General features: G+C 39.9%; 26 protein-coding genes. 14 read left to right on the top strand and 12 right to left on the bottom strand.

The annotated features are described in order from the left end of the window. The first annotated feature begins 409 nt into the window (after positions 1–409). Both BLR53_RS08060 and BLR53_RS08055 read left to right on the top strand, forming a co-directional pair. Complete coding sequence (locus tag BLR53_RS08060) at positions 410–901, top strand: helix-turn-helix transcriptional regulator (RefSeq protein WP_244889466.1); 492 nt, start codon at positions 410–412, stop codon at positions 899–901. Further along, positions 902–1,543, top strand: a complete 642-nt coding sequence (locus BLR53_RS08055) for a nucleotidyl transferase AbiEii/AbiGii toxin family protein (RefSeq protein ID WP_074588888.1) — start codon at positions 902–904, stop codon at positions 1,541–1,543. 862 nt (positions 1,544–2,405) lie between these two features. Here BLR53_RS08055 and BLR53_RS08050 read toward each other — a convergent pair. Next, positions 2,406–3,176: a uroporphyrinogen-III synthase gene (locus BLR53_RS08050; protein WP_037443528.1), complete on the bottom strand. Its 771-nt coding sequence runs from the start codon at positions 3,174–3,176 to the stop codon at positions 2,406–2,408. A 9-nt stretch (positions 3,177–3,185) separates the two neighbouring features. Then, positions 3,186–4,175, bottom strand: coding sequence for a DUF4271 domain-containing protein (locus BLR53_RS08045; RefSeq protein ID WP_037443526.1), 990 nt, complete (start codon positions 4,173–4,175; stop codon positions 3,186–3,188). Positions 4,176–4,331: 156 nt separating this feature from the next. Between BLR53_RS08045 and BLR53_RS08040 the strand changes: the two genes are divergently transcribed. Then, positions 4,332–4,820 (top strand): GNAT family N-acetyltransferase, encoded by a 489-nt coding sequence (locus tag BLR53_RS08040; protein WP_074588884.1) that lies wholly within the window; start codon positions 4,332–4,334, stop codon positions 4,818–4,820. Positions 4,821–4,824: 4 nt separating this feature from the next. Continuing rightward, positions 4,825–5,313 (top strand): MarR family winged helix-turn-helix transcriptional regulator, encoded by a 489-nt coding sequence (locus BLR53_RS08035; RefSeq protein WP_074589277.1) that lies wholly within the window; start codon positions 4,825–4,827, stop codon positions 5,311–5,313. 27 nt (positions 5,314–5,340) lie between these two features. On the opposite strand, the gene BLR53_RS08030 is transcribed toward BLR53_RS08035, so the two are convergent. Further along, on the bottom strand, positions 5,341–7,689 hold the full coding sequence (locus BLR53_RS08030; RefSeq protein ID WP_074588881.1) for an ABC transporter permease: 2,349 nt from the start codon (positions 7,687–7,689) through the stop codon (positions 5,341–5,343). Between the two features lie 218 nt (positions 7,690–7,907). Here BLR53_RS08030 and BLR53_RS08025 point away from each other — a divergent pair, with 218 nt between their 5' ends. Next, on the top strand, positions 7,908–8,414 hold the full coding sequence (locus tag BLR53_RS08025) for a GNAT family N-acetyltransferase (protein ID WP_037443519.1): 507 nt from the start codon (positions 7,908–7,910) through the stop codon (positions 8,412–8,414). Positions 8,415–8,506: 92 nt separating this feature from the next. Here BLR53_RS08025 and BLR53_RS08020 read toward each other — a convergent pair whose 3' ends face one another. Beyond that, the gene (locus tag BLR53_RS08020) at positions 8,507–9,379 is read right to left on the bottom strand and encodes an inositol oxygenase family protein (protein ID WP_037443516.1); all 873 of its coding nucleotides are present in this window, start codon (positions 9,377–9,379) and stop codon (positions 8,507–8,509) included. A gap of 184 nt (positions 9,380–9,563) precedes the next feature. On the opposite strand from BLR53_RS08020, the gene BLR53_RS08015 reads away from it, so the two are divergent. From BLR53_RS08015 to BLR53_RS07985, 7 genes are all read left to right on the top strand, one after another. Continuing rightward, positions 9,564–10,577: a LacI family DNA-binding transcriptional regulator gene (locus tag BLR53_RS08015; protein ID WP_074588876.1), complete on the top strand. Its 1,014-nt coding sequence runs from the start codon at positions 9,564–9,566 to the stop codon at positions 10,575–10,577. A gap of 106 nt (positions 10,578–10,683) precedes the next feature. Beyond that, entirely contained in the window at positions 10,684–11,832 is a 1,149-nt protein-coding gene (gene hemW, locus BLR53_RS08010) for a radical SAM family heme chaperone HemW (protein ID WP_074588872.1), read from the top strand. Between the two features lie 193 nt (positions 11,833–12,025). Next, positions 12,026–12,907, top strand: a complete 882-nt coding sequence (locus BLR53_RS08005) for a cupin-like domain-containing protein (RefSeq protein WP_037443509.1) — start codon at positions 12,026–12,028, stop codon at positions 12,905–12,907. Between the two features lie 80 nt (positions 12,908–12,987). Then, complete coding sequence (locus BLR53_RS08000) at positions 12,988–13,869, top strand: cupin-like domain-containing protein (protein WP_037443507.1); 882 nt, start codon at positions 12,988–12,990, stop codon at positions 13,867–13,869. An 86-nt stretch (positions 13,870–13,955) separates the two neighbouring features. After that, positions 13,956–15,050, top strand: a complete 1,095-nt coding sequence (locus tag BLR53_RS07995; protein ID WP_037443505.1) for a vWA domain-containing protein — start codon at positions 13,956–13,958, stop codon at positions 15,048–15,050. Positions 15,051–15,064: 14 nt separating this feature from the next. After that, on the top strand, positions 15,065–16,555 hold the full coding sequence (locus BLR53_RS07990) for a sigma 54-interacting transcriptional regulator (protein ID WP_074588868.1): 1,491 nt from the start codon (positions 15,065–15,067) through the stop codon (positions 16,553–16,555). 4 nt (positions 16,556–16,559) lie between these two features. Beyond that, positions 16,560–17,837: a metallophosphoesterase gene (locus BLR53_RS07985; protein WP_037443500.1), complete on the top strand. Its 1,278-nt coding sequence runs from the start codon at positions 16,560–16,562 to the stop codon at positions 17,835–17,837. A gap of 132 nt (positions 17,838–17,969) precedes the next feature. Here BLR53_RS07985 and BLR53_RS07980 read toward each other — a convergent pair whose 3' ends face one another. The 3 genes from BLR53_RS07980 to BLR53_RS07970 are packed head-to-tail and all read right to left on the bottom strand — an operon-like array spanning position 17,970 to position 22,233. After that, entirely contained in the window at positions 17,970–18,659 is a 690-nt protein-coding gene (locus tag BLR53_RS07980; protein ID WP_037443498.1) for a response regulator transcription factor, read from the bottom strand. A 4-nt stretch (positions 18,660–18,663) separates the two neighbouring features. Beyond that, on the bottom strand, positions 18,664–20,331 hold the full coding sequence (locus tag BLR53_RS07975) for a sensor histidine kinase (protein ID WP_074588864.1): 1,668 nt from the start codon (positions 20,329–20,331) through the stop codon (positions 18,664–18,666). 6 nt (positions 20,332–20,337) lie between these two features. Beyond that, positions 20,338–22,233: a S9 family peptidase gene (locus BLR53_RS07970; RefSeq protein ID WP_074588858.1), complete on the bottom strand. Its 1,896-nt coding sequence runs from the start codon at positions 22,231–22,233 to the stop codon at positions 20,338–20,340. 249 nt (positions 22,234–22,482) lie between these two features. Here BLR53_RS07970 and BLR53_RS07965 point away from each other — a divergent pair, with 249 nt between their 5' ends. After that, on the top strand, positions 22,483–22,785 hold the full coding sequence (locus BLR53_RS07965) for a DUF4286 family protein (RefSeq protein WP_037443492.1): 303 nt from the start codon (positions 22,483–22,485) through the stop codon (positions 22,783–22,785). Positions 22,786–22,789: 4 nt separating this feature from the next. Beyond that, positions 22,790–23,344 carry a dTDP-4-dehydrorhamnose 3,5-epimerase gene (gene rfbC, locus BLR53_RS07960; protein ID WP_074588856.1) on the top strand — a complete coding sequence of 185 codons (555 nt, stop codon included), beginning with the start codon at positions 22,790–22,792 and terminating at the stop codon, positions 23,342–23,344. A 127-nt stretch (positions 23,345–23,471) separates the two neighbouring features. Here rfbC and BLR53_RS07955 read toward each other — a convergent pair whose 3' ends face one another. The 5 genes from BLR53_RS07955 to BLR53_RS07935 all read right to left on the bottom strand — a co-directional run bounded on the left by BLR53_RS07955 (position 23,472) and on the right by BLR53_RS07935 (position 26,382). After that, the gene (locus BLR53_RS07955) at positions 23,472–24,314 is read right to left on the bottom strand and encodes an OmpA/MotB family protein (protein ID WP_083332044.1); all 843 of its coding nucleotides are present in this window, start codon (positions 24,312–24,314) and stop codon (positions 23,472–23,474) included. Positions 24,315–24,322: 8 nt separating this feature from the next. Continuing rightward, complete coding sequence (locus tag BLR53_RS07950; RefSeq protein ID WP_037440833.1) at positions 24,323–24,979, bottom strand: DUF2461 domain-containing protein; 657 nt, start codon at positions 24,977–24,979, stop codon at positions 24,323–24,325. Beyond that, positions 24,976–25,374, bottom strand: a complete 399-nt coding sequence (locus tag BLR53_RS07945) for a hypothetical protein (protein WP_037440835.1) — start codon at positions 25,372–25,374, stop codon at positions 24,976–24,978. The genes BLR53_RS07950 and BLR53_RS07945 overlap by 4 nt, the downstream gene beginning before the upstream one ends. Positions 25,375–25,387: 13 nt before the next feature. Next, the gene (locus tag BLR53_RS07940) at positions 25,388–25,639 is read right to left on the bottom strand and encodes a hypothetical protein (RefSeq protein ID WP_037440836.1); all 252 of its coding nucleotides are present in this window, start codon (positions 25,637–25,639) and stop codon (positions 25,388–25,390) included. A 167-nt stretch (positions 25,640–25,806) separates the two neighbouring features. Continuing rightward, complete coding sequence (locus BLR53_RS07935; RefSeq protein WP_037440838.1) at positions 25,807–26,382, bottom strand: DUF420 domain-containing protein; 576 nt, start codon at positions 26,380–26,382, stop codon at positions 25,807–25,809. Positions 26,383–26,388: the final 6 nt, after the last annotated feature.

Genomic DNA, 26,388 nt, shown 5'->3' with positions numbered 1-26,388 from the left:
AAATTTGCCCTTCTCCGGGTCGACCTCGGGTCAGGTCCGGGTCGAACTCACCTGTTCTTCGGGTTCCAGTCGAACAATACCACCATATGGCCCGAATAAAACCAAAACATCAGCATATGAACATGCAGCAGTTTAGATTTTGTCAAAAAACTATTCTGACAACTACACCCCATTATTCAAGAACCTCCAAATACTTATAAATGGGTCAAGGATAGGGTAAAGCCGTTCCAACCCTATGAAAAAAATGGGCCAACTAAGAACGAGACACGACCAAGACTCTAAGAAAACACTTAAATGGGTAGATCGGGTGGACAATTACCTGGCGCTATGTACTTAAAGAGAAAAGCAACTACTGAGTAAACTAAAAATATATAACCAAAATTGATTATATTTGGATATGGAAAAATCAATGATCAGATACAAAGGAATTCACCCTGGACTAATTCTGGCACATGAGCTTGAGAAAAGAGGAATAAAAAAAAGACCTTTTGCTTTGTCCATTAATATACTCCCCCAGACCCTGAACGACATCACTAAAGCACGGAGAAGACTTACTCCATCCATATCCCTGAAGATTGACAGAGTACTCTGTCTTGAGGAAGGTACAATGCTTATACTACAGGCCTACTATGACCTAAAAGAAGAAAAAGAAAAGTCACCCGGGCCGACTCCTGACCTGAAAAACTTGAGAAAGATCCTTTTTTGGGATACCGATATCAATAAAATCGACTGGCAAAAGCAGTCCACCAGCATAATTCAGAGGGTCTTCGAGCGCGGAAATGATATCGAAAAGAAAACGCTACTGGACTTTTACGGCAGAAGCAAAATCAAATCAGTTACAGGCAGAAGCGGGATAAAAGATAATTACATTCCCATTATGAAAACCCTTAAATCAAAATAGATGTTAAAGTGGAATACAGTCGATGACCTACTCAAAAATAGCCTGTTAAAACTTATGGCGGCAGAGGAACTCTCCGAAATGCGCCTTGTAGGTGGCACAGCACTAAGTTTGCACCTTGGTCATAGGATGTCAGTAGATATTGATCTCTTTGCAGATTCCACGCTTTACGGAAAGATCGATTTTGAGGCAATTGAGAAGTTTCTAATTGACAACTTTGACTACGTGCAAGGAGACTTCGGTGCCAAACCGGGTATGGGAAAATCTTACCTTGTTGGCTCCTCCAGAGATAACTTGGTAAAGCTTGACCTATATTACTCGCAAGATCCTTTTTTTCAGGAATTTATATTCGAAGATGGAGTAAGGCTGGCGACAATCGAGGAAATTATAGCAATGAAAGTAGATGTGGTTCAAAGGGGAGGAAGAAAAAAAGATTTTTGGGATTTGCATGAGCTATTGCCAACTTATACAATCGCTGACATGATTGAACTGCACCGGAAACGCTTTGAGTGGACCCATGATCCAGATCTCATTTTAAAAAACTTTACAGATTTCTCCGTAGCCGATCCTGACTTCAACCCCATTTGTCTGAAAAGAAAGGAATGGGAATTCATAAAGGATGACTTTATAAAATCAGCATCCTAAAAACCAAGCTCAAAAAGATCCCTACCGGTCCGAAATTTCAATATCCAAGAGATTACTTCAATCGCTTTCTGTTGTGGATTGCATTTGATGTATTTGTTTCTTATAAGATTTAATCATGAGCCGATTATTACGTCTAATCGGCTCATGATTTCGGCATATTTGAGCCGATTACAATTACTAATTTGCTCAAGATATATAATTGGCAACATAAAGACTGGCCTGATACTACTTAAAACCGTATAGTTATAATACTTACTGAAGCAGATTAAAGATGGATTACAAAGTATCATTATCGAAAATAGATAGGACGATTAACTTCTAAATTTTATATATTACTTATAACCCATAAATACTGAAAATATTTACTGTTATGAGAATTTTAATGCTTCCGCTGCTAATAATAATCTTCGCACTTTACATACTCTATAGATTACTAATTACTAAAGATTTAAAAAAACATATTTGGGAATTGTATACTGGTCTTACCTTCATTGGAATATGGTGCATAATAGCATACCTTATTTTGTAATAATCTAGCCGCCAAACAAACAATTCGTTACCCATTCCCGCAATTCGCTAAACAAACAATTCGTCAACAAACAATTCGTCAACAAACAAATCGACCAATCACCCCCATACCGGACAACACCCCCGATGGTGTCAAACGTTTAAAAAGTTCGAAATTTTGCGCGTAAAGGCATCAGCTGATTCGTAGAATCAGGTGCCGGCCTTTGCGGCGCAAATTTCGACCTTTTTAAACTGCCACCAACAAAAAAAACCAGTTCCTGCAAATGCAAGAATCTGGTTTTCAATATATTTTCGGGAATTAACTCCCTTCAATTGTCAATCCCTGATGCGGAATCTATTTATTAGACTTTTTGATATAGTTTTCAATCGCCATAATCATCGAAGGAGATTCCGGTGATGGAGCAGCGATGTCCACGATAAGATTACTGTCTGTTACCGCTTTATGTGTATTTACACCGAAGGCAGCAATCCTTGTAAAGTTCTGCTGAAACTCCGGAAAATTGATGTAAAGCGACTGGATGCTTGACGGACTAAAGAAACCTATCACATCGTATGTCACATCGGCCAGATCAGATAAATCACTGACGACAGTTTTAAACAATACTGCTGGTGTCAGGTCATATCCGTTTTTGACCAGGAAATTCATGGTGTCTTCCGTTGCTACATCAGAGCAGGGATACAGGAATTTCTCAGATGCATGCTTTTTGAGAACCTCTGCGAGGTCTACAGCAGTCTGTTTTCCGAAGAAAATCTTCCTTTTACGGTACTGAATGTATTTCTGAAGATATAATGCTGTAGATTCTGAACTACAAAAGTATTTAAGATCCGCAGGAACTTCGTAGCGCATTTCTTCACAAATTCTGAAAAAATGATCTACTGCATTTCTGCTTGTAAATACAACAGCAGTATAATCACCTAATGCGATTTTATCTTTTCTGAAATCCCTGGCGGGTACCCCCTCTACATGGATAAAGGACCGGAAATCAACTTTTAAGTTATACTTCTTTGCTAACTCAAAATAGGGGGATTTCTCTGTTTCGGGTTTTGGTAAAGTTATCAGTATACTTTTTACTTTACGCAACCTATCTTCTGTTTTTTCTTGCATTTTACCTAGTTACAGCTCAAAACCTATTGCCTTGATTAATATCAAAATAGGACATATTTCGAGGGCACAAAAGTACACAAATAAATAGAACTTAGGAAACCGATAGTGAGATAATATATTAACACCAGCTCTGATCAATTGAAACGTAAAGATTAGTATGGTTATTACAAAAGCCAAAACAATATAATATATACCGTATTGGAGGGGTGAAAGACCAAAAGCCACTACAAGCGGAATAAACAATAATGAGATATTAAAATAACTTAAATATAATATAGAAACATACTCATGTACGGCCTTCTGAACATTAAACAGGTGGCCCAGGATACGCAGAAACAGGATTTTTAGTGCGTAAAAAACCATCACAAGAACAGACACGCTAATGAAGAAACGGAACCCCTGATTTACGTAGGCCAACTGATAGTACTGAGCTACCAGATAGAAGAACATGCCAATGGTAAAGCCGAACTGTATAAAGTAAAAAAGGAATGACCAGGAGCTGAAAACATTGTCTTCTTTATTGAGATTATTTAACCCTCTATTGCTATAAAACGCCTGTATGATGCTCTGGAGCTGTTTTGGAAAAGAAATTCTAAGTATTCCAAAAAAAGCAAGCAAGACAACTATAACTGCAATTACCCAGCCCTGCCCTTTCGGCTGCGGTTCTCCTGTCCGCAAACGGTTCTCCTTTTTTTTAAGGTGCCCGTACTTTTTAAACCAGGCATCAAGGTCTAGTTTTTCGAAAACATTTGCCTTTATAATACTATCAATGATAATGGACCGGTTTATTAAAGAATCGGGAACGAGCCAGGTGTGGGTCATAATGGAATCCGTTACAAAACGCTGGCGTGCCAGGAAGGCAGGATCCTGATTAACTGCCCGTCGGTATTGTGGCCTGACAGGGACAGAATCTGTTAACCTTACATCTTCCTGTGCAAATAGCAGAGGCTGACCAATGATCAGACACAACAAAAAAGTTACCAGAAAGGATTTCAGCATCAGGTTAAATTTAACGGAATTATGGTTTGTTGCAAATTTATGCTTTTATAATTTCCATTCCTATAACGCAGTTCTGGTTTTATTTTTTCGATATGACACCATATATTTGGATATATGTATTTGACTACGTAGTTTTATATTATAAAGTAAAAACAAATGAAAATTGAGATTTCACCCATAGAAAATGAATATGCAGAACAAGTGATTGATCTGATTTTAAGTATTCAGCAAAAAGAATTTAATGTTGCCATAACGCTGGCCGATCAGCCCGACCTGCTGGAGATTAAAAATTTCTATTATAGGGATGGTGGATGTTTCTGGGGAGCTTTTGCGGACGGTGAGCTGGTTGGTACAATTGCATTGATTAAATTTGATGCGCAAGCGGGTGCCATCAGGAAAATGTTTGTTAAAAAGGAGTTTCGCGGTAAAGAATTCGGAATTGCTCAGCTCCTGCTAGACACGTTAATAGACAGCAGCCGTGAAAAAGGGTTGAACAATCTTTACCTCGGTACGATTACAATATTGGCCGCAGCGCTGCGATTTTATGAAAAAAATGGATTTGTCCGCATAGCGAAGGAGTCGCTTCCAGAGACTTTTCCTTTAATGAGTGCAGATAATGTATTTTGTAATTTACCCCTGGATTAAAAGGATGAATATCATAGACGAATCTGGCATACTTGCAATTTCTACAAGATTACAGCGGCTGAGTGAGCAACTCAGAAAGGACGGAGCTTTACTTTATAAAAGCTTTGATATTGACTTTGAACCTAAATGGTTCCCTGTCATGTTAACCCTGCACCACAAGGAAATTTTAAGCGTCGTTGAAATAGCAAACGAAATCGGTTACACACACCCTTCTACCATTAGCCTGCTAAAAGAACTGGAGAAACAGAAACTCATCCGGTCTAAAAAGGACAAAATCGATGAAAGGAAACGTTTATTATTGCTGACGGCTAAAGGAAAAGAACTTATTATCCGTATGCAACCAGTCTGGGCCCTGATGATCACTGTACTGCAGGAAATAGCCGACAATGAGCATAACCTCCTGCAGGCTATCCAGCAGGCTGAGGATACCTTAAAAAATCAAAGCTTCCTGCAGCGGGCAATGCAATTGAAGCAGGAGAATACGTCTTCCTAACGAAAATATCCTGGCAGACTGGATCGGCTATTCATATCTAAGTGCTTTAACAACTATCGTCTTTGCAGCCTTATATGCCATTACACTGACCGTAAGCACACTGATGAACAAGGAAATAAGCATGGTATACAAAAAGGGCATCATGTCTATATCTGTACGATATACAAATCCTTTCAGCCAGGTTGTTCCCAATAGGAAAGCGAGCGGAATCGCAATAATATTTGCAATGAGAATTAACCCCAGGAAGTTTCCGTTGATGAGCTTAACGATATGAAAATCATCTGCGCCAAGAACTTTTCTGATCCCTATCTCTTTGGTTCTCTGTTTAGTAACAAAGCTAGCCAGCGCAAACAGCCCGAGTACGGCCACAAAGAGTGCCACATACGTAAAAATGTTAAACAGCTTGCTCAGGTGAATATACTGGATATAAACCTGCTGAAAGCTATTGTCCAGCCATTCATATTCGAATGGGAAGGGTTCTGCTGTCTGCCAGACCGACTCTATTTCCTTGATGGTCTGCAGGAAGTTACCGGGTGCAACCTTAATTACAACGTGGTCTGCTGAATTTGAATTCTCTGTCTCAATCACAAAAGCCATGGGCTCTACCTCAGACTCCATGCCCTTCTGTATATGATTTTTAACAATTCCAGCAATGTGCCAGTTACGAATCCATTGCTCACCAACCATTTTCTGGAGACCGTATTTATCTCTTGCTGATTCATTGACCACTACAGCCGACGAGTCTGCAAGGCGTCTTCCGGAGAATAGTTTGCCTTCAGCTACTCGCATGCCCATCACGTCAAAATAGTCTGCATCAACAGTAATTACACTCAGATCATTCACCTGCGTATCTTTGTAACTGGAACCGATAACCTGCATTCCCTGTACACCAGGGTAATAATTAACGCGGCCGACTTTAGCTACACCGTCTATTTTTAGCAGACGTTCTTTTAATGATTCAAAGTTTGTGCGTGTTTCATCCTTTCGGATCTTAAATACCATCACCTGGTCACTATTAAAACCAGTGTCTTTATTTTTCATGTAGTCCACCTGCTTGTTAATAATAAACAGGACAGAAATAAATACCGCTGCAATTATAAACTGAGAAACTATCAATACTTTTCTTAACCATAGACTACCTTGTCCTCTTGTAAAATCTCCTTTAAGTACCCTTGAAGGGTTAAAGCCGGAAAGAAAGAATGCGGCATATCCTCCGGCAATTAAGGTGACTATGACCATCACTATCCCGATCTGTAACATCAGTTTTTTTAACAGAAGTGGCGTATATAACACTAGTGTTGTACCCATCATCTTGTTTAATAAAGGGAGACATATTTCTGCGATGGCCCAGGCAAGGCCCATTGCGAGCAAACATTGCACGGCAGTTTCAGTCAAAAACTGGATGATAAGTTCTCGTTTACGCGCACCCATCACTTTCCTTACACCAATTTCTTTAGCTCTTCTGGACGACTGTGCAATGGATAAATTTGTAAAATTCATGCAGGCGATAAAAAGCAGGAGGCCGGAAACCAATAACAGTAATCTCTGATTTGCCGCATTACCCCGGCTGGCAATATCCTGTACTGCATTGGCCTTCAAATAAATATCTTTAACTGGTTGTACCAGCAGCTGAATTTTCTTTTTGTTAGAAATGTCTGCAATAGGCAGCTTAGCGGCTGTCTGATTGATTTTCTCTCTGAACTGAGTAATATTTGTTCCTTCGGCTAACTTTAGATAGCTGAAAAAATTAGCGTTTCCCCAACCCTCACCTTTGGATCCTGCTTTTACAAAGCCATCATTTGGCATATGTTCAGGGCTCGACGGATTTTCGTAAACGCCGGTGATGTGATAGGTTTTTTTCTGATCTATTTTAATGGTTTTGCCTACCGGATTGGCATCACCAAAAAACAATTTGCTGGTTTTACTGCTCAGGACGATGTTGTCAGCAGAAGCTAACGCCGTTTTTGCATTACCATAAATGAATTTGTAGGGAAAGAGATCAAACCAACTGCTGTCTACCCCAAGAATATGATCTACATAATGTTCATTTCCCGGATCTCCGACAAGCCTCTGTTTTAAATCCCAGATATAGATTCTGGCATAAGAGAGGATCTCGGGATGATTTGCTTTTAAAGCCGGAGCCAGCTCTCCCGGACTGGTTGGGTATTCCTCTGCACCTGGTTCATCAATCACAGAAATCCGGTAAACCTGGTCTGCTACCGGGTTCCAGTTATCGTAGCTGTTTTCGAAATTTACGTAAACCAGTATCAGGATAAAACCACTCAGCCCTACAGATAATCCGAAAATATTAATCGCAGTTAAGACTTTATTATTCCAGAGATTTCTTAACGCTAATTTGAGATTTAATATAAACATGCCTAAAATTTACAGAGTTTAACTCTGCTTTGCCAATGATATGCCAATTTAGCAAATCTAACTTTAACGGGGTTCTGCGGCCAGTAATTCCCATTTATTGTTCGTTACCGAACATGCCGCGTACACTACCGGACAAGATAAAGTTTAAATGAACAGGCTGTTCTTTTATCTTTGCCGCCGGGATATAATTCTACCGTCCCGGTTATCAATTTTTGCACATGGAAATTTTAAAAAGCACACCTGAAAATATTGATGAAATATTTTCAGTTTATGACGCCGCCACACAATACCAAAAGACAGTAAACAATAAAAACTGGAAAGGTTTCGAGCGCGAAAGAGTCCTTCAGGAAATTGAAGAAGGCCGGCACTATGTTATTTTAGAAGGAGAAACTATTGCCTGTACGTTCCTAATTAAAGAGGAAGATCGTGCAATCTGGAAAGAGAAAGATGCAGACCCGGCAATTTATATTCACAGAATTGCAACTAACCCAATTTTCAGGGGTGGCGGCTATGTGAAGAAGATTGTAGAATGGGCCAAGGAATATTGTAAACAACACCAAAAAGACTATATCCGGATAGATACCATGAGTGGTAACGAAAGGCTCAATAAATATTATACCAGCTGCGGATTTACTTTTCTGGGTGTAACTGATGTAGAGTGGAGCCCGGAACTGCCAGAGCATTACAGAAACATTAGCCTGAGCATTTTTGAAATTAAGCTTTAACTAGCAGACCCTTTAAATTAGTTCTGGGTAAATAAAGAAGCCGCAACAGTTTATAGCTGAGGCGGCTTCTTTGTTAATTTCGGGTGCTTTGTTTAGAGGGCTACTTTATCTGGTAAATATTTTGCTATCAGGTCTTCATAATAAGGTTTTAATTCACTTACTACGGGTGGTTTCGGACTTTTTGAATAGAGGTCATAAGGATTAAATTTATCGACCCATTTAAACATCTTCTGATCATGTGAATTTAATAAATGGTCATAAGCTTTTTCTCTGTGCTGCGAATAAAAAGAATGATACCGGATCATGTATAAGGCTTCTTCAGGAAGGTGCTGCCTGGTAATATGATAGAGATATTCGTCATGTCCCCAGGACATATGGATATTATCAAGCCCGCACTGGTGTGTATATACACCGTATTTTGTATTGTAACGTTCGTCTTTGCTATCCGGATTGGCATCAAAAAATTCCGGGAAGACAATTTTATCGGAGAATTTACACCCAACCGGAAACGAATCTCCAACGACATTCCACTGCGGCTCTCCAAACAGGCATAATACTTTTCCCAAGTCATGTATAAAACCGGTAAGTACAAACCAGTCCGGATGTCCGTCTGCCCGGATCGCTTCTGCTGTTTGCAGCAAATGCTGCAGCTGGTCTAAAGAGGTATCGGGATCGGAATCGTCAATCAGTGTATTTAGATATTCCATCGCTGCCCACCATGGTAACTCTTTTTTATCGAATTTCAGGAAGTTTTCCTTTTTTGCCAGGACATTCTCATAGGTCTGGTACTTGTGATTTAACCTGTAAAACTCACGCACAGAGTCAATTTCAGGACTGTCGTAATTTCTAAATTCATCCTTCGTTTTTGCAGGAACTCCCGGCTCAGGGTATCTTTTTAATACATCATCTTCCCAGACATCCAGACTTGATAACGGGGAGATCTCGTCTTTTTCAAACTCTTTCATAAGATAAATTTATAATTGATGATATTTTTGATAGCACATGCTGCAGTACCGATGGTAAATAAAAAAACGCGCTCATACATAAATCTCCATATAAAGATGTTAAATTAAAGGCTGATTGAATTTTTTATTTACGAATACGTTTAAGTGAATTGCTTTAATATTAAGCAGTTCTGAAAAAAAAAGAATGACCGAGAATGTAACTGTAAAAACTTTAGCCAGAGAATTGAATGTCTCTATTGCCACAGTGTCAAAAGCATTGAATGACAGCCATGAGATTAGTATAGAGACCAAGCAAAAAGTTCTGGCCCTGGCTAAAAAGCTGAAGTATGAGCGAAATCCGTCCGCAAGTAATCTGCGCAGCCAGAAGACCAAAACGATAGCAGTAATTGTCCCCGAAATTGCAAACAGCTTTTTTTCACTGGCTATCAATGGAATTGAAGAGATTGCCCGCAAACGCGATTATCATGTATTGATTTATCAGACACATGAGAATAGTGAAATAGAAACTGCTTTTACAGAAAGTCTGGTATGCGGAAGGGTTGATGGTATTCTGATCTCAATCTCCAGCAGCACAAATAATAGTTCGCACTTCAAAAGTTTGGTAAAAAAGATTCCGGTGGTGTTTTTTGACAGGGCCTTAGACGACATTGACGCGATCAAAGTTACTACCGATGACTACCAAAGCGCCTATCAAGCCACATTGCACCTGATCGAAAATGGTTGTAAAAATATAGCTTACTTATCTGCTTTGAGCAAGCTTGATACTGGAAAAAAGCGAATCCAGGGCTATTTTGATGCCCTGAAAAATAAAGGGTTGAGTTTCAACAAGGGCCTAATGGTTACACATGATCCAGATAGAGACAAAACATACAACCGCATTAAAAACCTGCTGATAATCCAGAAACCTGATGCCATTATTTCTTCTGTGGAAGAGATGGTAATTCCAGCCTATAATGCCTGTAAAGCATTGGATCTGCGGATTCCGGATGATGTTAAAATATTAAGTTTTTCCAATCTAAGCACAGCAGCCCTGTTAAACCCGTCTCTCACCACAATTACGCAGCCCGCATTCGAAATTGGTCAGGAAGCAGCGGGTTTTCTTTTTAAACTGCTTGATAAAAAATATATTACAACGGAAGAAATACCAGTTCTGAAATCTGTACTGATCAAACGCGATTCTACTTCCGGCCATACGTAAAGGGATCAGAGGCAGAATAAATGACCCCCCGATTAGATTCATAATTCCTACCTTTGAGCTATCAGTACATCTACTGCCACTCACCCTCAATTACGATTCTAATCACATGTCCGGAATTTATATTCATATCCCTTTTTGCAAACAGGCTTGTCACTACTGTGATTTCCATTTCAGCACTTCTTTGCGGTATACGCAGGAAATGACAGATGCAATCTGCAAAGAAATCGTCATGAAAAAAGAACGTGTCAAAGATGATCTTGGCAGTATCTATTTTGGTGGAGGTACACCTTCTCTGCTGCCAGAAAAGTCTTTTCAGCAAATTTTCGATACAATAACACGTCATTTCTCTATCGCGACAAATGCCGAAATAACGATTGAAGCGAATCCTGATGATCTAAATGCTGCAAAAATTGCCGTATTAAGGCAATTACCTATTAACCGTTTCAGTATCGGAATTCAATCTTTCTTTGAAGAAGATTTACGCTGGATGAACCGCGCACATAACGCAGAGGAGGCCGAAACCTGTATCAAAAGAAGTCAGGATGCAGGATTTGAAAACTTGAGTATAGACCTGATCTATGGTTATCCGCTGCTGACGGACAGCAAATTGCTGGAAAACATTAATAAATCTGTCTCGTTCCAGACACCACATATTTCGGCCTATGCCATGACGGTCGAACCCCGCACTGCACTGGCCTCGGCAATCAAAAAAGGGAAACAGGTTCCGGTAAATGATGAGCAGGCAGCAGCTCAGTTTACCTTATTAACTGAAAAACTGGCTATCGCAGGTTTTGACCAATATGAGATCTCTAATTTCAGCCTCCCTGGTAAACATGCTGTTCACAATACGAATTACTGGCGTGGTATTCCCTATCTGGGCATTGGCCCGTCAGCGCACGGATTCGATGGTTATAACCGCTATCTGAACGTGGCGAACAATGCGCATTACATGAATTTTCTGGAAAATGGCCAGCTAGCGGAAACAGTAGAGGAGCTGCATATCTGCGATCGCTTCAATGAATATATCATGACTTCCCTGCGTACAATGTGGGGTACAGATCTCAGCAAAATAAGAGTGGATTTTGGTAAGGTCTTTGCAGAGGAAACGAAAAAAAACGTGGAAATTTTCAAACAGCGGAAATGGGTTACCGAGCAAAATGAAGTCGTTACTTTAACGCCTGACGGCAAATTATTTGCTGACTATATCGCTTCGGAGCTTTTCCTGCTCCCTGAGGAAATCGCAGAAAAAATTTAAATTTGATTTGGTCAAAAGCAGTGCATTGGTAAAATTACCGGCAGATTACAGGATTCTCCTGCACAGAGAGAACATTTCCGGTTCTCTCAGGTTAAGTTAATGTTTACTTTTTGTAAGGATTTTGTTTTGAAAGCTCCTCGTAATTACAAAAGCATGATTTTTATTTAATTTTGACCACCAATATTAATGTAACATGAAGTTTGATCTCACTCAAATTGATTGCGTTGATGATATTTCCAAAGAAGATTTCGAAAAGAATTATCTGAAGAAGCGCAGACCCCTGGTTATTAAAAATATGGCCAGGAACTGGCCCGCGTATAGTAAATGGTCTATGGACTATATGAAAACTGTAGTCGGCGACAAGATGGTACCTTTATATGATAGTTCTAAAGCTGATCCTTCCAAACCAATTAACGCCGCTGCTTCGGAAATGAAATTCAGCGATTACATTGATTTAATCCGATCCACACCGACCGATCTTCGTATTTTCCTTTTCGACCCGATTAAACATGCGCCCAAATTACTGGAGGATTATATTGCGCCTAAAAACCTGATGGGAGGTTTTCTGGATAGTTATCCGAATATGTTCTTTGGTGGAAAAGGATCCGTTACTTTTCTGCACTATGATATTGACATGGCCCATATCTTCCACACACATTTCAATGGCCGCAAACATGTAATTCTATTTGAAAACAAATGGAAAGACCGCCTCTACCAGATTCCTTATGCGACATACGCCCTTGAGGATTATGATGTCGAAAATCCTGATTTTGAAAAATTTCCTGCGCTGAAGGGTGTAAAAGGTGTCGAAGCTTACCTGGAGCATGGCGACACTTTATTTATGCCTACGGGATACTGGCACTGGATGAAATATCTTGATGGTTCTTTTTCTATCAGTCTGAGAGCCTGGGATAAATCATGGTCAGTGAAAGCAAGAAGTCTTTTTAACTTAACCATACAGCGTAAATTCGATGATTTTATGAAGGGTAACTTCAGGTTTAAATATATGGACTGGAAGGAAAAATTAGCCTTTAAAAGGGCCAATAAGGCTTTAGCAAATCACAAACCTGAGTAAAATTAGGTTACATACTAGTATTTATACCCGTTTTCAGAATTTAATTCACAATTTGCAGCCTAGATTTTATCTTTTTGATTATGAGCTTCATCCTTAAACCGGTTGATACTGTCGAGCAGATCAGCCCCGCGGATTTTAAGAAAAATTACCTGAACCCGCGAAAACCACTAATTATAAAAGGATTAACAAAAAGCTGGCCTGCAAGAGAAAAATGGACAACGGAATACCTGAAAGAAATTGCAGGTAACCTGGAGGTACCGCTTTATGATAATGCGAAGGCCGACCCCTCACGCCCTATTAATTCTCCTACAGCAAAAATGCAGTTTGGAGACTACCTGGATCTAATTAAAAGAGAACCTACTGAACTCAGAATCTTCTTTTTTAATTTATTCAAGCATGTACCCAGCCTGATAGATGATATCGTTTTACCCAAAGATTTAATGGGTGGCTTTATTGAAAGCATGCCTGCCATGTTCTTTGGTGGCTCTAATTCGGTAACTTTCCTGCACTACGACATAGATCTCCCGCATTTATTCCATACCCATTTTGGCGGAAGAAAGCATATTATTCTTTTCGACAATAAATGGAAAGAAAGGTTATACTGTATTCCAAACGCCACGTATGCACTGGAAGATTATGATGTGGCCAATCCGGACTTTGACAAGTTCCCTGCACTGAACGGTGTTGAAGGGTACGAGGTCTTCCTGGAGCATGGTGATACTTTGTTTATGCCTACAGGAATGTGGCACTGGATGAAATATCTTGACGGTTCTTTCTCACTCAGCTTAAGAGCCTGGGACGCCTCTCCGGTAAGAAAAGCGCAAAGCTTGTATAATCTTGCTGTGAAGGGTGGTTTGGACAGTCTGATGAAGATGGCGTTTAAAGCTCCTTATGCACACTATCGTGAAAAACTGGCGGTAAAGCGCGCAGAAAGTGCACTAGCCAGAAACTCGCCTTCCTAATAAATTCTACCTCAGGTATTTTGACTTGCAGGTAACATTATTGGCAACCCAAACTTTTACCTTAGATCAATCGTTAATTGTATTATATGAGAGGTTTCCAATTTTCTAAATTTGTTCCTGAAAAGCAGGTGGCCGGTGGGTTTGACGATCTGTTTAAGTTATTTATGCAACTGCTCAATGTAACAGCCGGCGATGCTGCTTCTTCTCTTTCCTGGATGACGGAAATGGACAAGCTGCATTCTTTCACCAACAATGATTACGGTATCGGCGATTTTATTGAAGATCTTAAGGAAAAAGGCTATATCGCTCCTGACGAAAAGGGGGATTTTAAAGTCACTGCCAAATCTGAACAAACAATCCGTAAATCGGCACTGGAAGAGATATTCGGACAGCTCCGGAAATCTGGAAAAGGTGATCATACGAGTAACTTATCTGGCCTTGGTGATGAAAACAACGCGATCCGCAGAGCTTACTCTTTCGGAGATAGTGCCGATCAGATTGATATGACAGCTTCTATTCAGAATGCACAGATCAATCACGGGATCAACGATTTCATCATGACCGAGAATGACCTGGAAGTGCATGAAAAGGACTATAAAACGACTACAGCAACGGTGCTGATGATCGATATTTCTCATTCTATGATCCTTTACGGGGAAGACAGGATCACACCTGCCCGGAAAGTTGCTATGGCCCTTTCAGAGCTGATCAAAACTAAGTTTCCAAAGGATAGTCTGGATATTGTAGTCTTCGGTAATGATGCCTGGCCAATTACTCTAAAGGAGCTTCCCTACCTGGAAGTTGGCCCTTATCATACGAATACTTGTGCTGGCCTGGAGCTGGCTGCAGACATTCTGCGCAGAAGAAAAACACCTAATAAACAGATTTTCATGATCACTGATGGCAAACCTACCTGCCTCAAGGAAAATGGACGCTATTATAAAAACAGTATAGGTCTTGATCGTAAGGTTGTCGCCAAAACACTGAACATGGCCGCTCATTGTAAAAGGTTAAAAATACCGATTACTACTTTTATGATTGCCAAAGACCCCTATCTCCAGCACTTCGTGCGGGAATTTACCAAGATTAATGACGGAAGGGCTTTCTACAGTTCATTGGAAGGTCTTGGTGAATACATTTTTGAAGATTTCATTACCAACAGAAAAAAAACAGTTCGATAATTCGGCATCTATCTATGGACCATAATTTAATTCAAACGCTTGGCGCCCTCAAAAACGCCGGATATACTTCATTAAGCGTAAAAGAGGAATTACGCAAGAATCTTATTACCCAGCTCCAGAATAAAGCTGCTGGTTTTAAAGGCATCGTCGGCTACGATGAAACAGTAATACCTGAACTGCAAACGGCAATCTTATCCCGTCATAATATTCTGCTGCTCGGTCTTCGCGGGCAGGCGAAAACCAGAATCGCAAGGTTAATGGTGAACTTGCTGGATGAGTATGTCCCTTATATTACAGGGAGCGAAATCTTCGACGACCCTTTAAACCCTATTTCCTGGTTTGGAAGAGATATTATTTCCCGTATGGGTGAGGATACGCCCGTAAGCTGGCTTCACCGCTCTGAAAGATATACGGAAAAACTAGCTACACCTGATGTAACGGTCGCCGACCTGATTGGTGATGTCGATCCTATTAAGGCGGCGGCAATGAAGTTAACCTACAACGATGAAAGAGTCATTCACTTTGGTCTGATCCCGCGTGCACACCGTGGAATATTCGTGATCAATGAGCTGCCTGATCTTCAGGCCAGAATCCAGGTTTCCTTGTTTAATATGCTACAGGAAAAGGATATTCAGATCCGTGGTTTTAAACTCCGTCTCCCGCTGGATGTACAGTTCGTATTTACTGCAAATCCGGAGGATTACACGAACAGGGGCTCTATTGTGACACCACTGAAAGACAGAATTGAAAGTCAGATACTAACGCATTACCCACAAACGATCGCTATTTCCCGCAAAATCACTTTCCAGGAAGCAAGGGTTACCGAAGAACAGCTGCAGCGTGTGGAAGTAGATGGACTGGTAAAAGACCTGATTGAACAGATCGCTTTTGAAGCTAGAAAAAGTGAATATATAGATCAGAAATCTGGTGTTTCTGCCAGACTGACAATCTCTGCTTACGAAAACCTTATTTCTTTTGCTGAGCGAAGGGTTCTGGTAAGTGGCGAAGAAAGAACGGCAGTAAGACTGGCCGACCTGATTGGCATTATTCCTGCCATCACCGGAAAAATCGAGCTTGTCTATGAGGGTGAAATGGAAGGTCCGGCGAAAATAGCAGGCACGCTTACAGGTAAAGCAATTAAGGCTTTATTCCCAATCTATTTCCCTGATCCTGAAAAAATCAAAAAGAGCAAAGGAAAAAATCCGTATCAGGAAATCACAGACTGGTTCACCGAGGGGTACACAATGGCCATAACTGACGATATGACCAATGCGGAATATGAGGCGGAGTTAATGAAGGTAAATGGCCTTTATGACCTTGCAAAACGTTTCCACCATACATTGAGTGCCGCACAAATCCTGCTGCTGATGGAATTCATCCTGCATGGTCTTGCCGAGCATTCTCAACTAAGCAAAAAATTCTTAACCGGCGGATTTACTTTCGCTGATATGTTCGATAGTCTCTTCACTGCCGGTTCGGACGAAGATGATATAGATTTTACCTGATTTTATGGGCAGATTACCTTTTCTGATTACTGGCTGTCTTTTGATAATAGCCTTTGACTACTACTTTGTGAATGCCGTTCTGGCGGTTTTCAAATCCTGGTCCAAACCTGTACGTGATGGGTTCAAAAAGATTTACTGGTCAATTAGTATCCTGCTGATCGTAGGTGTCTTTGCGGGTATCTACCTGAATATTTATCTATCACTGCGTTCGGTAATCATGGTTTCTTTTTTCCTGATTACTGCTTGTAAAATTGTAATGCTGCCTTTCCTGCTGCTGGATGACCTGCGCAGACTGGTCGTTTACGTTTTCAGGAAAAAGAAAGTTGTGGAGGATGCAGGTATAAACGAACATAATGGTTCTCCTGTGATCGCTGACGGTGGTCCTGAGCCAATCACACGCTCCGCCTTTCTGGTGAAAGCCGGGCTAGTGGCTGCTGCTGTTCCCTTAACGTCTTTAACCTGGGGCATTGCTTCGGGTGCATATGATTACCAGGTCCGCAGAAAAACATTGATCTTACCTAATCTGCCTGCTGCTTTCGATGGTATTACCATGGGGCAGGTTTCTGATATCCACTCAGGCAGTTTCTATAATAAACGCGCTGTATTGGGGGGTGTAGAAATGCTCTTAGGGGAGAAGCCTGATTTTATTTTCTTCACCGGCGATATTGTAAATGATATGGCCAATGAAATGCGCGGATACCAGGATATTTTCAGCAAGATCAAGGCTCCTCTGGGTGTGTATTCTACGCTGGGTAACCACGATTATGGAGATTATCATTTTGGAAAGGAGCCTTCAGCTGCGAAAGCTAAAAACCTTGCAGATGTGATTAAAACACACGAACTGATGGGCTGGGACCTGCTCATGAATGAAAACCGCCGATTAAAAGTGGGCGGGGAAGAGATTGGCATCCTCGGTATCGAAAACTGGGGAATGGGCCGCTTTCCGAAATATGGAAAAATGGAGCTTGCTGTAAAGAACACAGATGATCTTCCGGTAAAACTACTGCTCTCACATGATCCTTCACACTGGAGAGCCGAGGTTCTACCTAAATATCCGCAGATCGATGCGATGTTCAGCGGGCATACGCATGGTATGCAATTTGGTGTCAGAACTGAGCATTTTCAATGGAGCCCCGTTGAATATATTTACAAGGAATGGGCTGGTCTTTACCAGGAACAACAGCAACAGCTATATGTGAATGTGGGATATGGGTTTCTTGGTTATCCGGGAAGGGTGGGTATCCTGCCTGAAATTACTATTTTCACATTGAAAAGGGCGTAATGATTGCTCTATGCATTATTCTATATAATGTTAGAAAACATTCCGGACATAAAAAAAGCACGCTGAATTAAAACAGCGTGCTTTTTTTATGTCTTTTGATTATTTTGTTCTCTACTCTAATTCTAAGCTGTATTAACCTGCATTAAAACGGTAACCAATACCTCTTACAGTCTGCAATAATTGCGGATTGTCCGGATTGAGTTCAATTTTCTTTCTCAATCTTACGATATGCATGTCCAGCGTACGGGTATTCACATCAGAATTGTACCCCCAGACAACCAGCATCAGCTCGTCCCGGTTAATGACCTTGTTCGGATTTCTAAGGAAATATAAAAGAATTCTGTTCTCCAGAATAGTTAACTCAATTTTTTTGCCGCTTCTGAAAAGGGTATGAATATTCGGATGGTGCTCCATGTCGCCAAAACGGTGTATCTCCGAACGGTCGTTATTAAGCAAAAACTTCACTTTGCTTTCCAGCATGGCAACCAGTACATCCATATTAAATGGCTTGGTCACATAGTCAGAAACACCAAATGTATAAGCGTCGATCTTATCGACATCCTGTGCCTTGGCAGTCATCATAATAATTAATTTATCGAATCCCTGCTTACGAACTTCTTCGCAGACTTCCGAGCCTTGTTTTCCCGGCAGCATCCAGTCCAGTAAAACAATATCCGGCTTTTCGTCCATAATCGTTCTGACTGCTGTTTCACCATCGCCATTCTCCAGGATCTCATATCCTTCGGATTTCAGACGGTGAACAACCAAGAATCTTAAATTTTCATCATCCTCAACTATCAGTATTTTAATTCCTTTAGACATATCATTAATTGTTATAAGGCAGTACGATTTTAAACTCTGTTCCTTTGTTTACTTTACTTTTTACGCTTATCTCTCCACTCATATAGTTAACCAGTTCTTTACAGAATGCAAGGCCAAGCCCCACGCTTCCATTTTGATTATACTGATTTTGGATTCTATAAAATTTCTTGAAGATATGATTAATCTCCGGTGCCGGAATACCTATCCCCTGATCTGTAAACCTAAGCACAATTTTTCCTTTTATCAACCGCGCCGTAATATGCAGCCTTTTAAGTTCTGGTCTGGAATATTTATAGGCGTTCTCTGCTAAATTATCAAAAAGACTTCCTAAAAGCACGGGATCTGTAATAAAAGTGCTGAAACCTGAAACTTCATAAGTCACATTAAAGTCGGGGTGTTTCAATGTATGGGATTCGATAGTACTTTCTATAAAATCTTCCATATTTACGATATCCTTATTGAGCTCTATGGCGTTATTTTCAATTTGTGTGAAGGCCAGTAATTTATTCATCAGTCCATTGAGCTTATCTGCTTCTTCATCCAAAATCTTACCGTACATCTTCAGCTCTCTTTCTGTAAGCGATGCAGCACTCCTGATATTGTTTCCAGCTATTTTAATGACACTGACGGGCGTTTTAAACTCATGGGTAAGGTTATTCACGAAATCGTATTGCAGCTTAAACATCCGGTGGTTAATATTCAGATTCCGGAAAATAAGATACGCAACCAATACGAGCAGACTATAAAACAGCAGCATGACGAGCGAAATTGGAATAAAATAACTTCTGATCTCTTTATCCACGAATGATTTGGCTGAAATAAAATAGAGCTTATAGTCGGAGAACGGACCGGGAAGGGCAATCTCCGTTGCAATATATTCAGATGAGGTATTCAAAGGATCGTAAGTAAGCGGCTCTATTCTGATGTTCTGATATAACAGCGGGCGCGAATTTATAATCCGAATCTTATAAGGATCCATATGAAATGATAACATATCCTGCTGGTAAACGGGCGACGGGTGCAGCTTGTTACGCAGCATCTCTTTATAAACTTTCAGATCTTCAAAACGGGGGATATTAAGATAAGTGATCTTATTAGACCGGATATTACTGAAATTTGTAAATAGCTCATCCTGTGCCGGCACTTTTGTTGTGTCGAGATTTTCAACGTAAGATATGAGTTTTATACCCAGAGCATTGAAATCATCCCTGTGATTGAATTTTTTTGTCTCGTCCCTGGAAAAAAGCTTCACGGAGTCCATAGGCACTAAATCTCCAAACTGATAGACCAATTTCGGGCCTAGGGAGAACTGTCCGGTGTTAAGACCGTCTCTGACTGGTCCGTTATTAACCTCAAGATCATAAAAGACAACCTTAGAAACAAAGGGATAGGTTTTTAAAATAGTATCCACAAATTTCGCTGTAGTAGCGGAGTCGAGGTATCCGTTATAATAAGATATCTCCGGCACTTTATTCTGAAAGAACTCATTATAAGGTTTGATACTTTCTTCTAGTACTTTAACCTTTTCAGAGACAAACTCATTCTCTATAAACTTTTTACTGAAATTATAGGCAAGAAACAGGGACAGGATAAAAAGCACCGAGATTAAGACGATAAATATCAGAATCAGGGAGAAGTTTTTACGGTAGCCGCTGTAATGTTCAGAATGCATAATTTACTATTTGCCCGATAAATTGTTGGACAGGAAATGTTCCAATGCTGTATAAAGTTTCTGACGGACATCTTCACCCTGAGGGGAAAACTCGCTGTATTCTTTTTCCAGATAAGTCACTTCTACATTTCTTTTCTTCAGCTCTTTAACAAATTGAATGGCCTCTCCCGAATTACTTCTCGGATCCTGCGGGTTTTGTGCGATAAACACAGGAACCTGGATTTTATCGGCATGAAACACCGGAGATGCCTGACGCATATAGTCCACTTCTGTTACCGGATTTCCAATAATTTCGTAATACATCTGCAGATTTGGTGTTAAAAATGGTGGAATTGATTTTAAATAACTGAATAAATTAATGACTCCTGAATTCGACCCGCCACAAACATACATACCCGGACTTGAATATAAGCTATTTAAGGCAATATAGCCACCAAAGCCTGTACCGTAAATAGCGATTTTGGATGGATTCGCAACTCCTTCATTAATCAGCCATTTCACGCCGTCATGAATATCTTCCTGAATTTTACCACCCCATTGTTTAAACCCTGCTGCCATGAAGTTCTTGCCATATCCCGATGATCCCCGGTAATTCATCTGAAAGACAGCATATCCACGGTTGGCCAAAAACTGAACTTCAGCATTATATTCCCAGATATTTCTATTTCCCGGACCATTGTGCGGCAATACTACTACTGGTAAATTAACTGGATTCCGATGTTGTGGCAAGGTAAGATAACCCTGGATCTTCAGACCATCACGCGCCTTAAAAGTAACAGGCTTCATTTCATTCATCTCCGATTCTTTGATCACCGGATTAAAGTCGCTAAGCTTACGCACATTTTGTTTCTTCACATCATACAGGTAATAAGAGCCTGGATTCCTGTCGGTAAATGTTCTAACCACATATAGGTTCTCTGCAATATCACGATCAATAATCCGGGATTCCGTACCTGGCAAAAGCTGATCCAGTTTGCTGTACAGCTTCTTTGCATTGCTATCCAGATAGAATTTTTCTTTCTTCCAGGTCTCACAAATCACAAAGGAGAACTTCTTCTTAGAGGATGAGTATTGTGCATCTACGACGTTAAGCGTATCATTACTAAAGAGTACTTTACTTTCTTTTCCTTTATTACAGTCTATCTCTACAAGCGCGCATTTATCTCTGTTTACATCAGAAATAGCATAAACTATATTCGGATTCTGTTCTGAAATAGATAATGGTTTAAAGGTAGATTTAAAATTATTCGTCACCACGGCTTTAAACGGTTGATTTTCTTTCTCCCTGTACCACAACGTCTGATTCACACCGTCGCTGGATGTAGCAAGCCTCAGGTTTCCTTTTGAATCAGTAAACCAATCAATAATATTACCGGGATTCCGCGCCGCCATATCCATCTTCCCGTTTCTGACATTTAAGCGATAGACATCAAATACCGAAGAATCCCTGCGGTTAGATGAAACTAACAGATATTTTTCGTCTATCAGTTTTTCTTTGAGTACGCGCATACGACTCCTGCCATTATTACTTAACTGACGTTCATTGTCGCCGTTTCGGTCTATTATAAAAATATCCGAAAATCGCTCCGCTCCTGCTTTCTCTTTATAATAAATTAGTTCTTCATTACTAACCCAGAAATAATATTTAATATTTTTTTCTTCGAATTTCGTGATCTGCTCTGTCGTCCCTGTAGCGAGATCTTCTACAAAAAGATTTTGCTTTTTACCTTGTACCTGCACAAAGGATAATTTCTTCCCATCGGGAGAGATACTGTATAAACTCTTATCCAGTGATTTAAAAAAGTCAGCTACAGGGATTATCCTTACTGTTTTTTCCGGTTTGCAGGCATTGCAGAATAGCAGGAAGAGAACCGGCAACAGTAGTTTAAGCTTTACATTCATAGCATAGTGTAGCGTGCAAAAATACATAACGGCTTTTGTGTATTATTGGAGTACACCAATATTGTTACTTTTCTAACTCCGTTAATAGTTCAAAATAATGAAATTTCATTTGAAGCAAAATAAAAGTACGTAACAATTAAAATACGTGCATTCTTATATACACATTGGCATTGAATTTTTCGTGCCTTCGGGAGAATTATGAACATAGAAATCACCTATCAAATGGATTCAATATGATATATTTGCAACATGCTATTATACAACGCAACTTTAATTATTGAAGAGGCTTCAGCCGGAGCCTGGATGCAATGGATGCAGGGAGAATACCTGCCTGAACTAATGGAAACTGGCCTGTTCATTTCTAAACGTTTACTAAAGGTAGTAGATTCACCAAACGAAGGACTTACCTATTGTGTGCAATTTATTGCAGAAAATCAGGAAGCATGCGATATTTATCAAAATGACTATGCACCTGCGTTTATTGAACGGATGAATATCATGTTCAAGGACAAATATGTATCCTTTAACACCATTATGGAATTTATAGATTAATAATATGAATATAATCCCTACTCCTATACATGACCTGTATGTTATCGAACCTAAAGTATGGCAGGATAACAGAGGTTATTTTTTCGAAAGCTACAATGCTAAAGTAATGGCAGAAGCCGGAATTAAAGCAGAGTTTGTACAAGATAATCAGAGCTTTTCACAGAAAGGCACACTCAGAGGTATGCATGCTCAGAACTTCCCCTCTCCACAGGGTAAATTAGTTAGAGTGATTCAGGGCAAAGTGCTAGATGTAGCAGTTGATATCAGAAAAAATTCTACAACCTATGGTAAGCATTTCAGTGTTGAACTTAGCGGCGAAAACAACAAACAGCTATGGGTTCCGCCTGGATTTCTACATGGTTTTTTAACCTTAGAAGACAACACTATTTTCAGTTACAAAGTGACTGGATATTTTGATAAAGGTGCGGAGATCGGTGTAATGTGGAATGATAAGGATCTGAATATTGACTGGACGAGTCATTTAGCTGAATCTGAATTTTTACTTTCTGATAAAGACCGTGTACTGGCTTCCTTCGATGATCTGGAAAGTCCATTCTAATAAGCTTAACCGTAAGTCTTCAACATAAAAGATAACGAATCATTTTCCTATAAAACAAAAGCGGCTGTATCATTAAATAAAAAATGATACAGCCGCTTTTGTTTATAGTTTATAGTTTATAACAGGATTATTGCTTAATCAAATTATATAATTCATCCAATTTTGGTGATAATACCACCTCGATTCTCCTGTTTCTGCTTCGGCCGTCCGCTGACGAATTAGATTCCAAAGGCTGGAATTCTCCTTTTCCAGTGGCAGTTAACCGAACCCCGGGAACTTTTTCATTCTCAGTTAGAAAACGAACTACCGAAGTGGACCGTAACACACTCAGATCCCAGTTATCTTTGATCTGCCCCAGATTATTTATTTTCTGCGAATCAGTATGGCCTTCGACAGCAATAATGATATCAGGCTGTTCTTTCAATACTTTAGCAAGTTGAGTCAAGGCTTGTTTCCCCTTCTCATCAATAACGATACTGCCGGATGGGAACAATAACTTATCCATCAGCGAAACATATACTTTACCGTCTTTCATCTCAACTGTCAGCCCACTTTTTGTAAAGCCTAATAAAGCCTGCTGTAGTTTCTCTTTGAGCTGATTTGTTGCTTCATCACGTTTGCGTAATACATCTTCGACTTCTTTCAGCCTTTGTTCACGTTTTTTAAGGTCATCAGACAGCTTACTAATTGCTGATGAACTGTTACTCTTGAGTGTTTTATACTTGCCGTCTACATCTTTATATTTGCCGCCTAATTCATTCAGCTTACCATATAAGTCTGCTGTATCCTGCTTCAAACGTCCGATAGTCTTTTCAAGGCTTTCATTGGAGTTCCTTGCGCTGCCCAGATCTGTATTGAGAGAGTCTCTATTCGCCAGCAAAGCTTTATATTTTTTAGGGGACATTACAACACATGACGTAAATGCACTCACCATTAATCCAACGGCAGAAAATAGAAAAATTCGTTTAATCATCTTATTTATTGGTCTAATGCTTTTCTGAGGAAGGAAACAAAAGGATAGACTCCCTGAAAAGCTTTTTTTAATTGATTGTTTATTTCGGGTTTAAAAAGGTCAGTATCGGAAATCGGAAATGAAGCTATAAAACTCTTCAATCTTAAATAATCAATCATAGGATTTTCCGGATCATATCCTTTGGGAGCTTTCTTCAGCGTATCGGAGTAAGATAACTCAAACTGACTGCTGAATTGCTTCTCATTAACAATTTCCTGAAACTCTTCTGCACTATAATCAATCTCTTCTCTAATGAGTTTCAAATCTGAAGCCTGTGGCATCCAGGATCCTGCTGCGAAAAATGAATTGCCAGGCTGGATGTGAAGGTAGTAATCGGGTCCTCCATTTTGTTTTACAGCAAAAGAAATCCCATAATTATTCTTATAAGGATCTTTATTCTTACTAAAACGGACATCTCTATAGATCCGCATCAGGCACTTTTTAGGATTAGTTTCCAGTGGAAAAGCGGGGTCGGCAGCTGCAAGTAAGGGAATCAACTCTTCGACCCAATTAAGGACGTCCTCTCTTGCCACTTCATAACGGGGTTTATGGATTGCAAACCACTCTCTATTGTTATTGGCAGCGAGTTCCACTAAAAAATTAAGGCTTTCAGGTTTAATCATGGTCTGTCATATATTGGATTGTAACCGATTCTCGGGGAGAGCCAGTGCAATAAAATAATTCGGGAATATCTGTAATTAAATGGGGAAAGCAGAAAACAGCCTCCAAAAATAACGGAAACATATAACCATAAAGAATCGAACTCCAGATTACCGCCAGAAAATATATAGGTCGCAAAGCCTGTCGCGATCATCTCTGTTACATTCATAGCATAGCTGACATACATCGCCGCATAAAAGTATCCAGGTTCAATTTCATAGCGCTGTCCGCAATGACCGCAATTCTCGTTAGTACGCTGTAAATTAAATCCATACAGGTTTCCAGTAAATATGTCGCCTCTTCTGCAGTGCGGACATTTTCCGTTAATTACTGCCGATAGCTTTGTGGTTTTTACCATATCCGGCAACCGATCAGGAGCTTTGCGTAAACTTTGAAGTACGATACTTTTTATACCATAAAACACCGATACCAGCAATTAAGATATATGGAATAACCAGCAGATAAACAATGCCTGTATTTAATCCCTTTCCCTGTGTATTACCATTCTTAGTACCTTGTTCAGCACTGATCGAACACATAGCACATTGCGCAGAGGCAGTTGAAATTCCAGTGCCGATAAAAGCACTGCAGAAAAGCAGACAGATAATTAAAAACTTTTTCATGTGTATGATATTTTTTAATTCAAAGCAAACCATGCGGTATATATAATCTCAGCTTATAATAAGCCTATTGGCATGACAACAAATATAAACTTTATAGCATTCAGACAGCAAGGGGCGATTCACACAGTGATGTCAAAAAAGAACTGTATCCGCTAATTATACTAATCTTAAAAGTTATAGTATGGACTGATCATCAAGTATACAATAACTCCCGATACAGCAACATATAACCAAACAGGAAATGCCCATCTTACGATCTTACGGTGACGCTCAACCTGCATACTGAAACCGCGCAGGAAACTCACCAGAATAAGTGGCAACACAATTACAGCAAGAATGATGTGGGTAATTAGAATAAAGAAGTAAATCATTCGCGTAGCGCCTACTGCCGCGAGTTCAGCTGCATCTAAAATCCCATTATGGTCAATATCACCATATTTGGTATCTTTCTCGTACAGGTGAAAGAGAATATAGAATATAAGAAACACTGCAGACAACATAAATGTAATTATGTTGGTGATTTTATGGGCCTGAATATTTTTCTTCTTGATAAAGATCAGGGAAATTACAAGTAATACAGCACAGGTTGCGTTGATACCGCCAATCAAATGTGGCAGCAAATAAATAAATGAAGGTTTTGTTTCCGGTGCCGGAACAAGCTTCAATGCAATTACAACAACAAGTACTACTGCTGTCACAATCCAGATGAGACGCAGGAAAAATTTATCATTTAAAGTAGTCATGTTTAG

The organism is Pedobacter antarcticus, assembly GCF_900103515.1.
Lineage (GTDB): Bacteria > Bacteroidota > Bacteroidia > Sphingobacteriales > Sphingobacteriaceae > Pedobacter > Pedobacter antarcticus.
The sequence above is the reverse complement of the archived record's forward strand: the minus strand, read 5'-3'. Positions and strand labels throughout refer to the sequence as shown.

Excerpts from the sequence above, each read along its gene's own strand:
- BLR53_RS08060 (WP_244889466.1), top strand. The coding sequence starts at position 410 with ATGATCAGATACAAAGGAATTCACCCTGGACTAATTCTGGCACATGAG.
- BLR53_RS07985 (WP_037443500.1), top strand. The coding sequence starts at position 16,560 with ATGGGCAGATTACCTTTTCTGATTACTGGCTGTCTTTTGATAATAGCC.
- BLR53_RS07995 (WP_037443505.1), top strand. The coding sequence starts at position 13,956 with ATGAGAGGTTTCCAATTTTCTAAATTTGTTCCTGAAAAGCAGGTGGCC.
- BLR53_RS07940 (WP_037440836.1), bottom strand. The coding sequence starts at position 25,639 with ATGAAAAAGTTTTTAATTATCTGTCTGCTTTTCTGCAGTGCTTTTATC.
- BLR53_RS07950 (WP_037440833.1), bottom strand. The coding sequence starts at position 24,979 with ATGATTAAACCTGAAAGCCTTAATTTTTTAGTGGAACTCGCTGCCAAT.
- BLR53_RS08055 (WP_074588888.1), top strand. The coding sequence starts at position 902 with ATGTTAAAGTGGAATACAGTCGATGACCTACTCAAAAATAGCCTGTTA.
- BLR53_RS08005 (WP_037443509.1), top strand. The coding sequence starts at position 12,026 with ATGAAGTTTGATCTCACTCAAATTGATTGCGTTGATGATATTTCCAAA.
- BLR53_RS08025 (WP_037443519.1), top strand. The coding sequence starts at position 7,908 with ATGGAAATTTTAAAAAGCACACCTGAAAATATTGATGAAATATTTTCA.
- hemW (WP_074588872.1), top strand. The coding sequence starts at position 10,684 with ATGTCCGGAATTTATATTCATATCCCTTTTTGCAAACAGGCTTGTCAC.
- BLR53_RS07965 (WP_037443492.1), top strand. The coding sequence starts at position 22,483 with ATGCTATTATACAACGCAACTTTAATTATTGAAGAGGCTTCAGCCGGA.
- BLR53_RS08030 (WP_074588881.1), bottom strand. The coding sequence starts at position 7,689 with ATGTTTATATTAAATCTCAAATTAGCGTTAAGAAATCTCTGGAATAAT.
- BLR53_RS07935 (WP_037440838.1), bottom strand. The coding sequence starts at position 26,382 with ATGACTACTTTAAATGATAAATTTTTCCTGCGTCTCATCTGGATTGTG.
- BLR53_RS07980 (WP_037443498.1), bottom strand. The coding sequence starts at position 18,659 with ATGTCTAAAGGAATTAAAATACTGATAGTTGAGGATGATGAAAATTTA.
- BLR53_RS08020 (WP_037443516.1), bottom strand. The coding sequence starts at position 9,379 with ATGAAAGAGTTTGAAAAAGACGAGATCTCCCCGTTATCAAGTCTGGAT.
- BLR53_RS07945 (WP_037440835.1), bottom strand. The coding sequence starts at position 25,374 with ATGGTAAAAACCACAAAGCTATCGGCAGTAATTAACGGAAAATGTCCG.
- BLR53_RS07975 (WP_074588864.1), bottom strand. The coding sequence starts at position 20,331 with ATGCATTCTGAACATTACAGCGGCTACCGTAAAAACTTCTCCCTGATT.
- BLR53_RS08040 (WP_074588884.1), top strand. The coding sequence starts at position 4,332 with ATGAAAATTGAGATTTCACCCATAGAAAATGAATATGCAGAACAAGTG.
- rfbC (WP_074588856.1), top strand. The coding sequence starts at position 22,790 with ATGAATATAATCCCTACTCCTATACATGACCTGTATGTTATCGAACCT.
- BLR53_RS07990 (WP_074588868.1), top strand. The coding sequence starts at position 15,065 with ATGGACCATAATTTAATTCAAACGCTTGGCGCCCTCAAAAACGCCGGA.
- BLR53_RS08045 (WP_037443526.1), bottom strand. The coding sequence starts at position 4,175 with ATGCTGAAATCCTTTCTGGTAACTTTTTTGTTGTGTCTGATCATTGGT.
- BLR53_RS07970 (WP_074588858.1), bottom strand. The coding sequence starts at position 22,233 with ATGAATGTAAAGCTTAAACTACTGTTGCCGGTTCTCTTCCTGCTATTC.
- BLR53_RS08050 (WP_037443528.1), bottom strand. The coding sequence starts at position 3,176 with ATGCAAGAAAAAACAGAAGATAGGTTGCGTAAAGTAAAAAGTATACTG.
- BLR53_RS08015 (WP_074588876.1), top strand. The coding sequence starts at position 9,564 with ATGACCGAGAATGTAACTGTAAAAACTTTAGCCAGAGAATTGAATGTC.
- BLR53_RS08000 (WP_037443507.1), top strand. The coding sequence starts at position 12,988 with ATGAGCTTCATCCTTAAACCGGTTGATACTGTCGAGCAGATCAGCCCC.
- BLR53_RS08035 (WP_074589277.1), top strand. The coding sequence starts at position 4,825 with ATGAATATCATAGACGAATCTGGCATACTTGCAATTTCTACAAGATTA.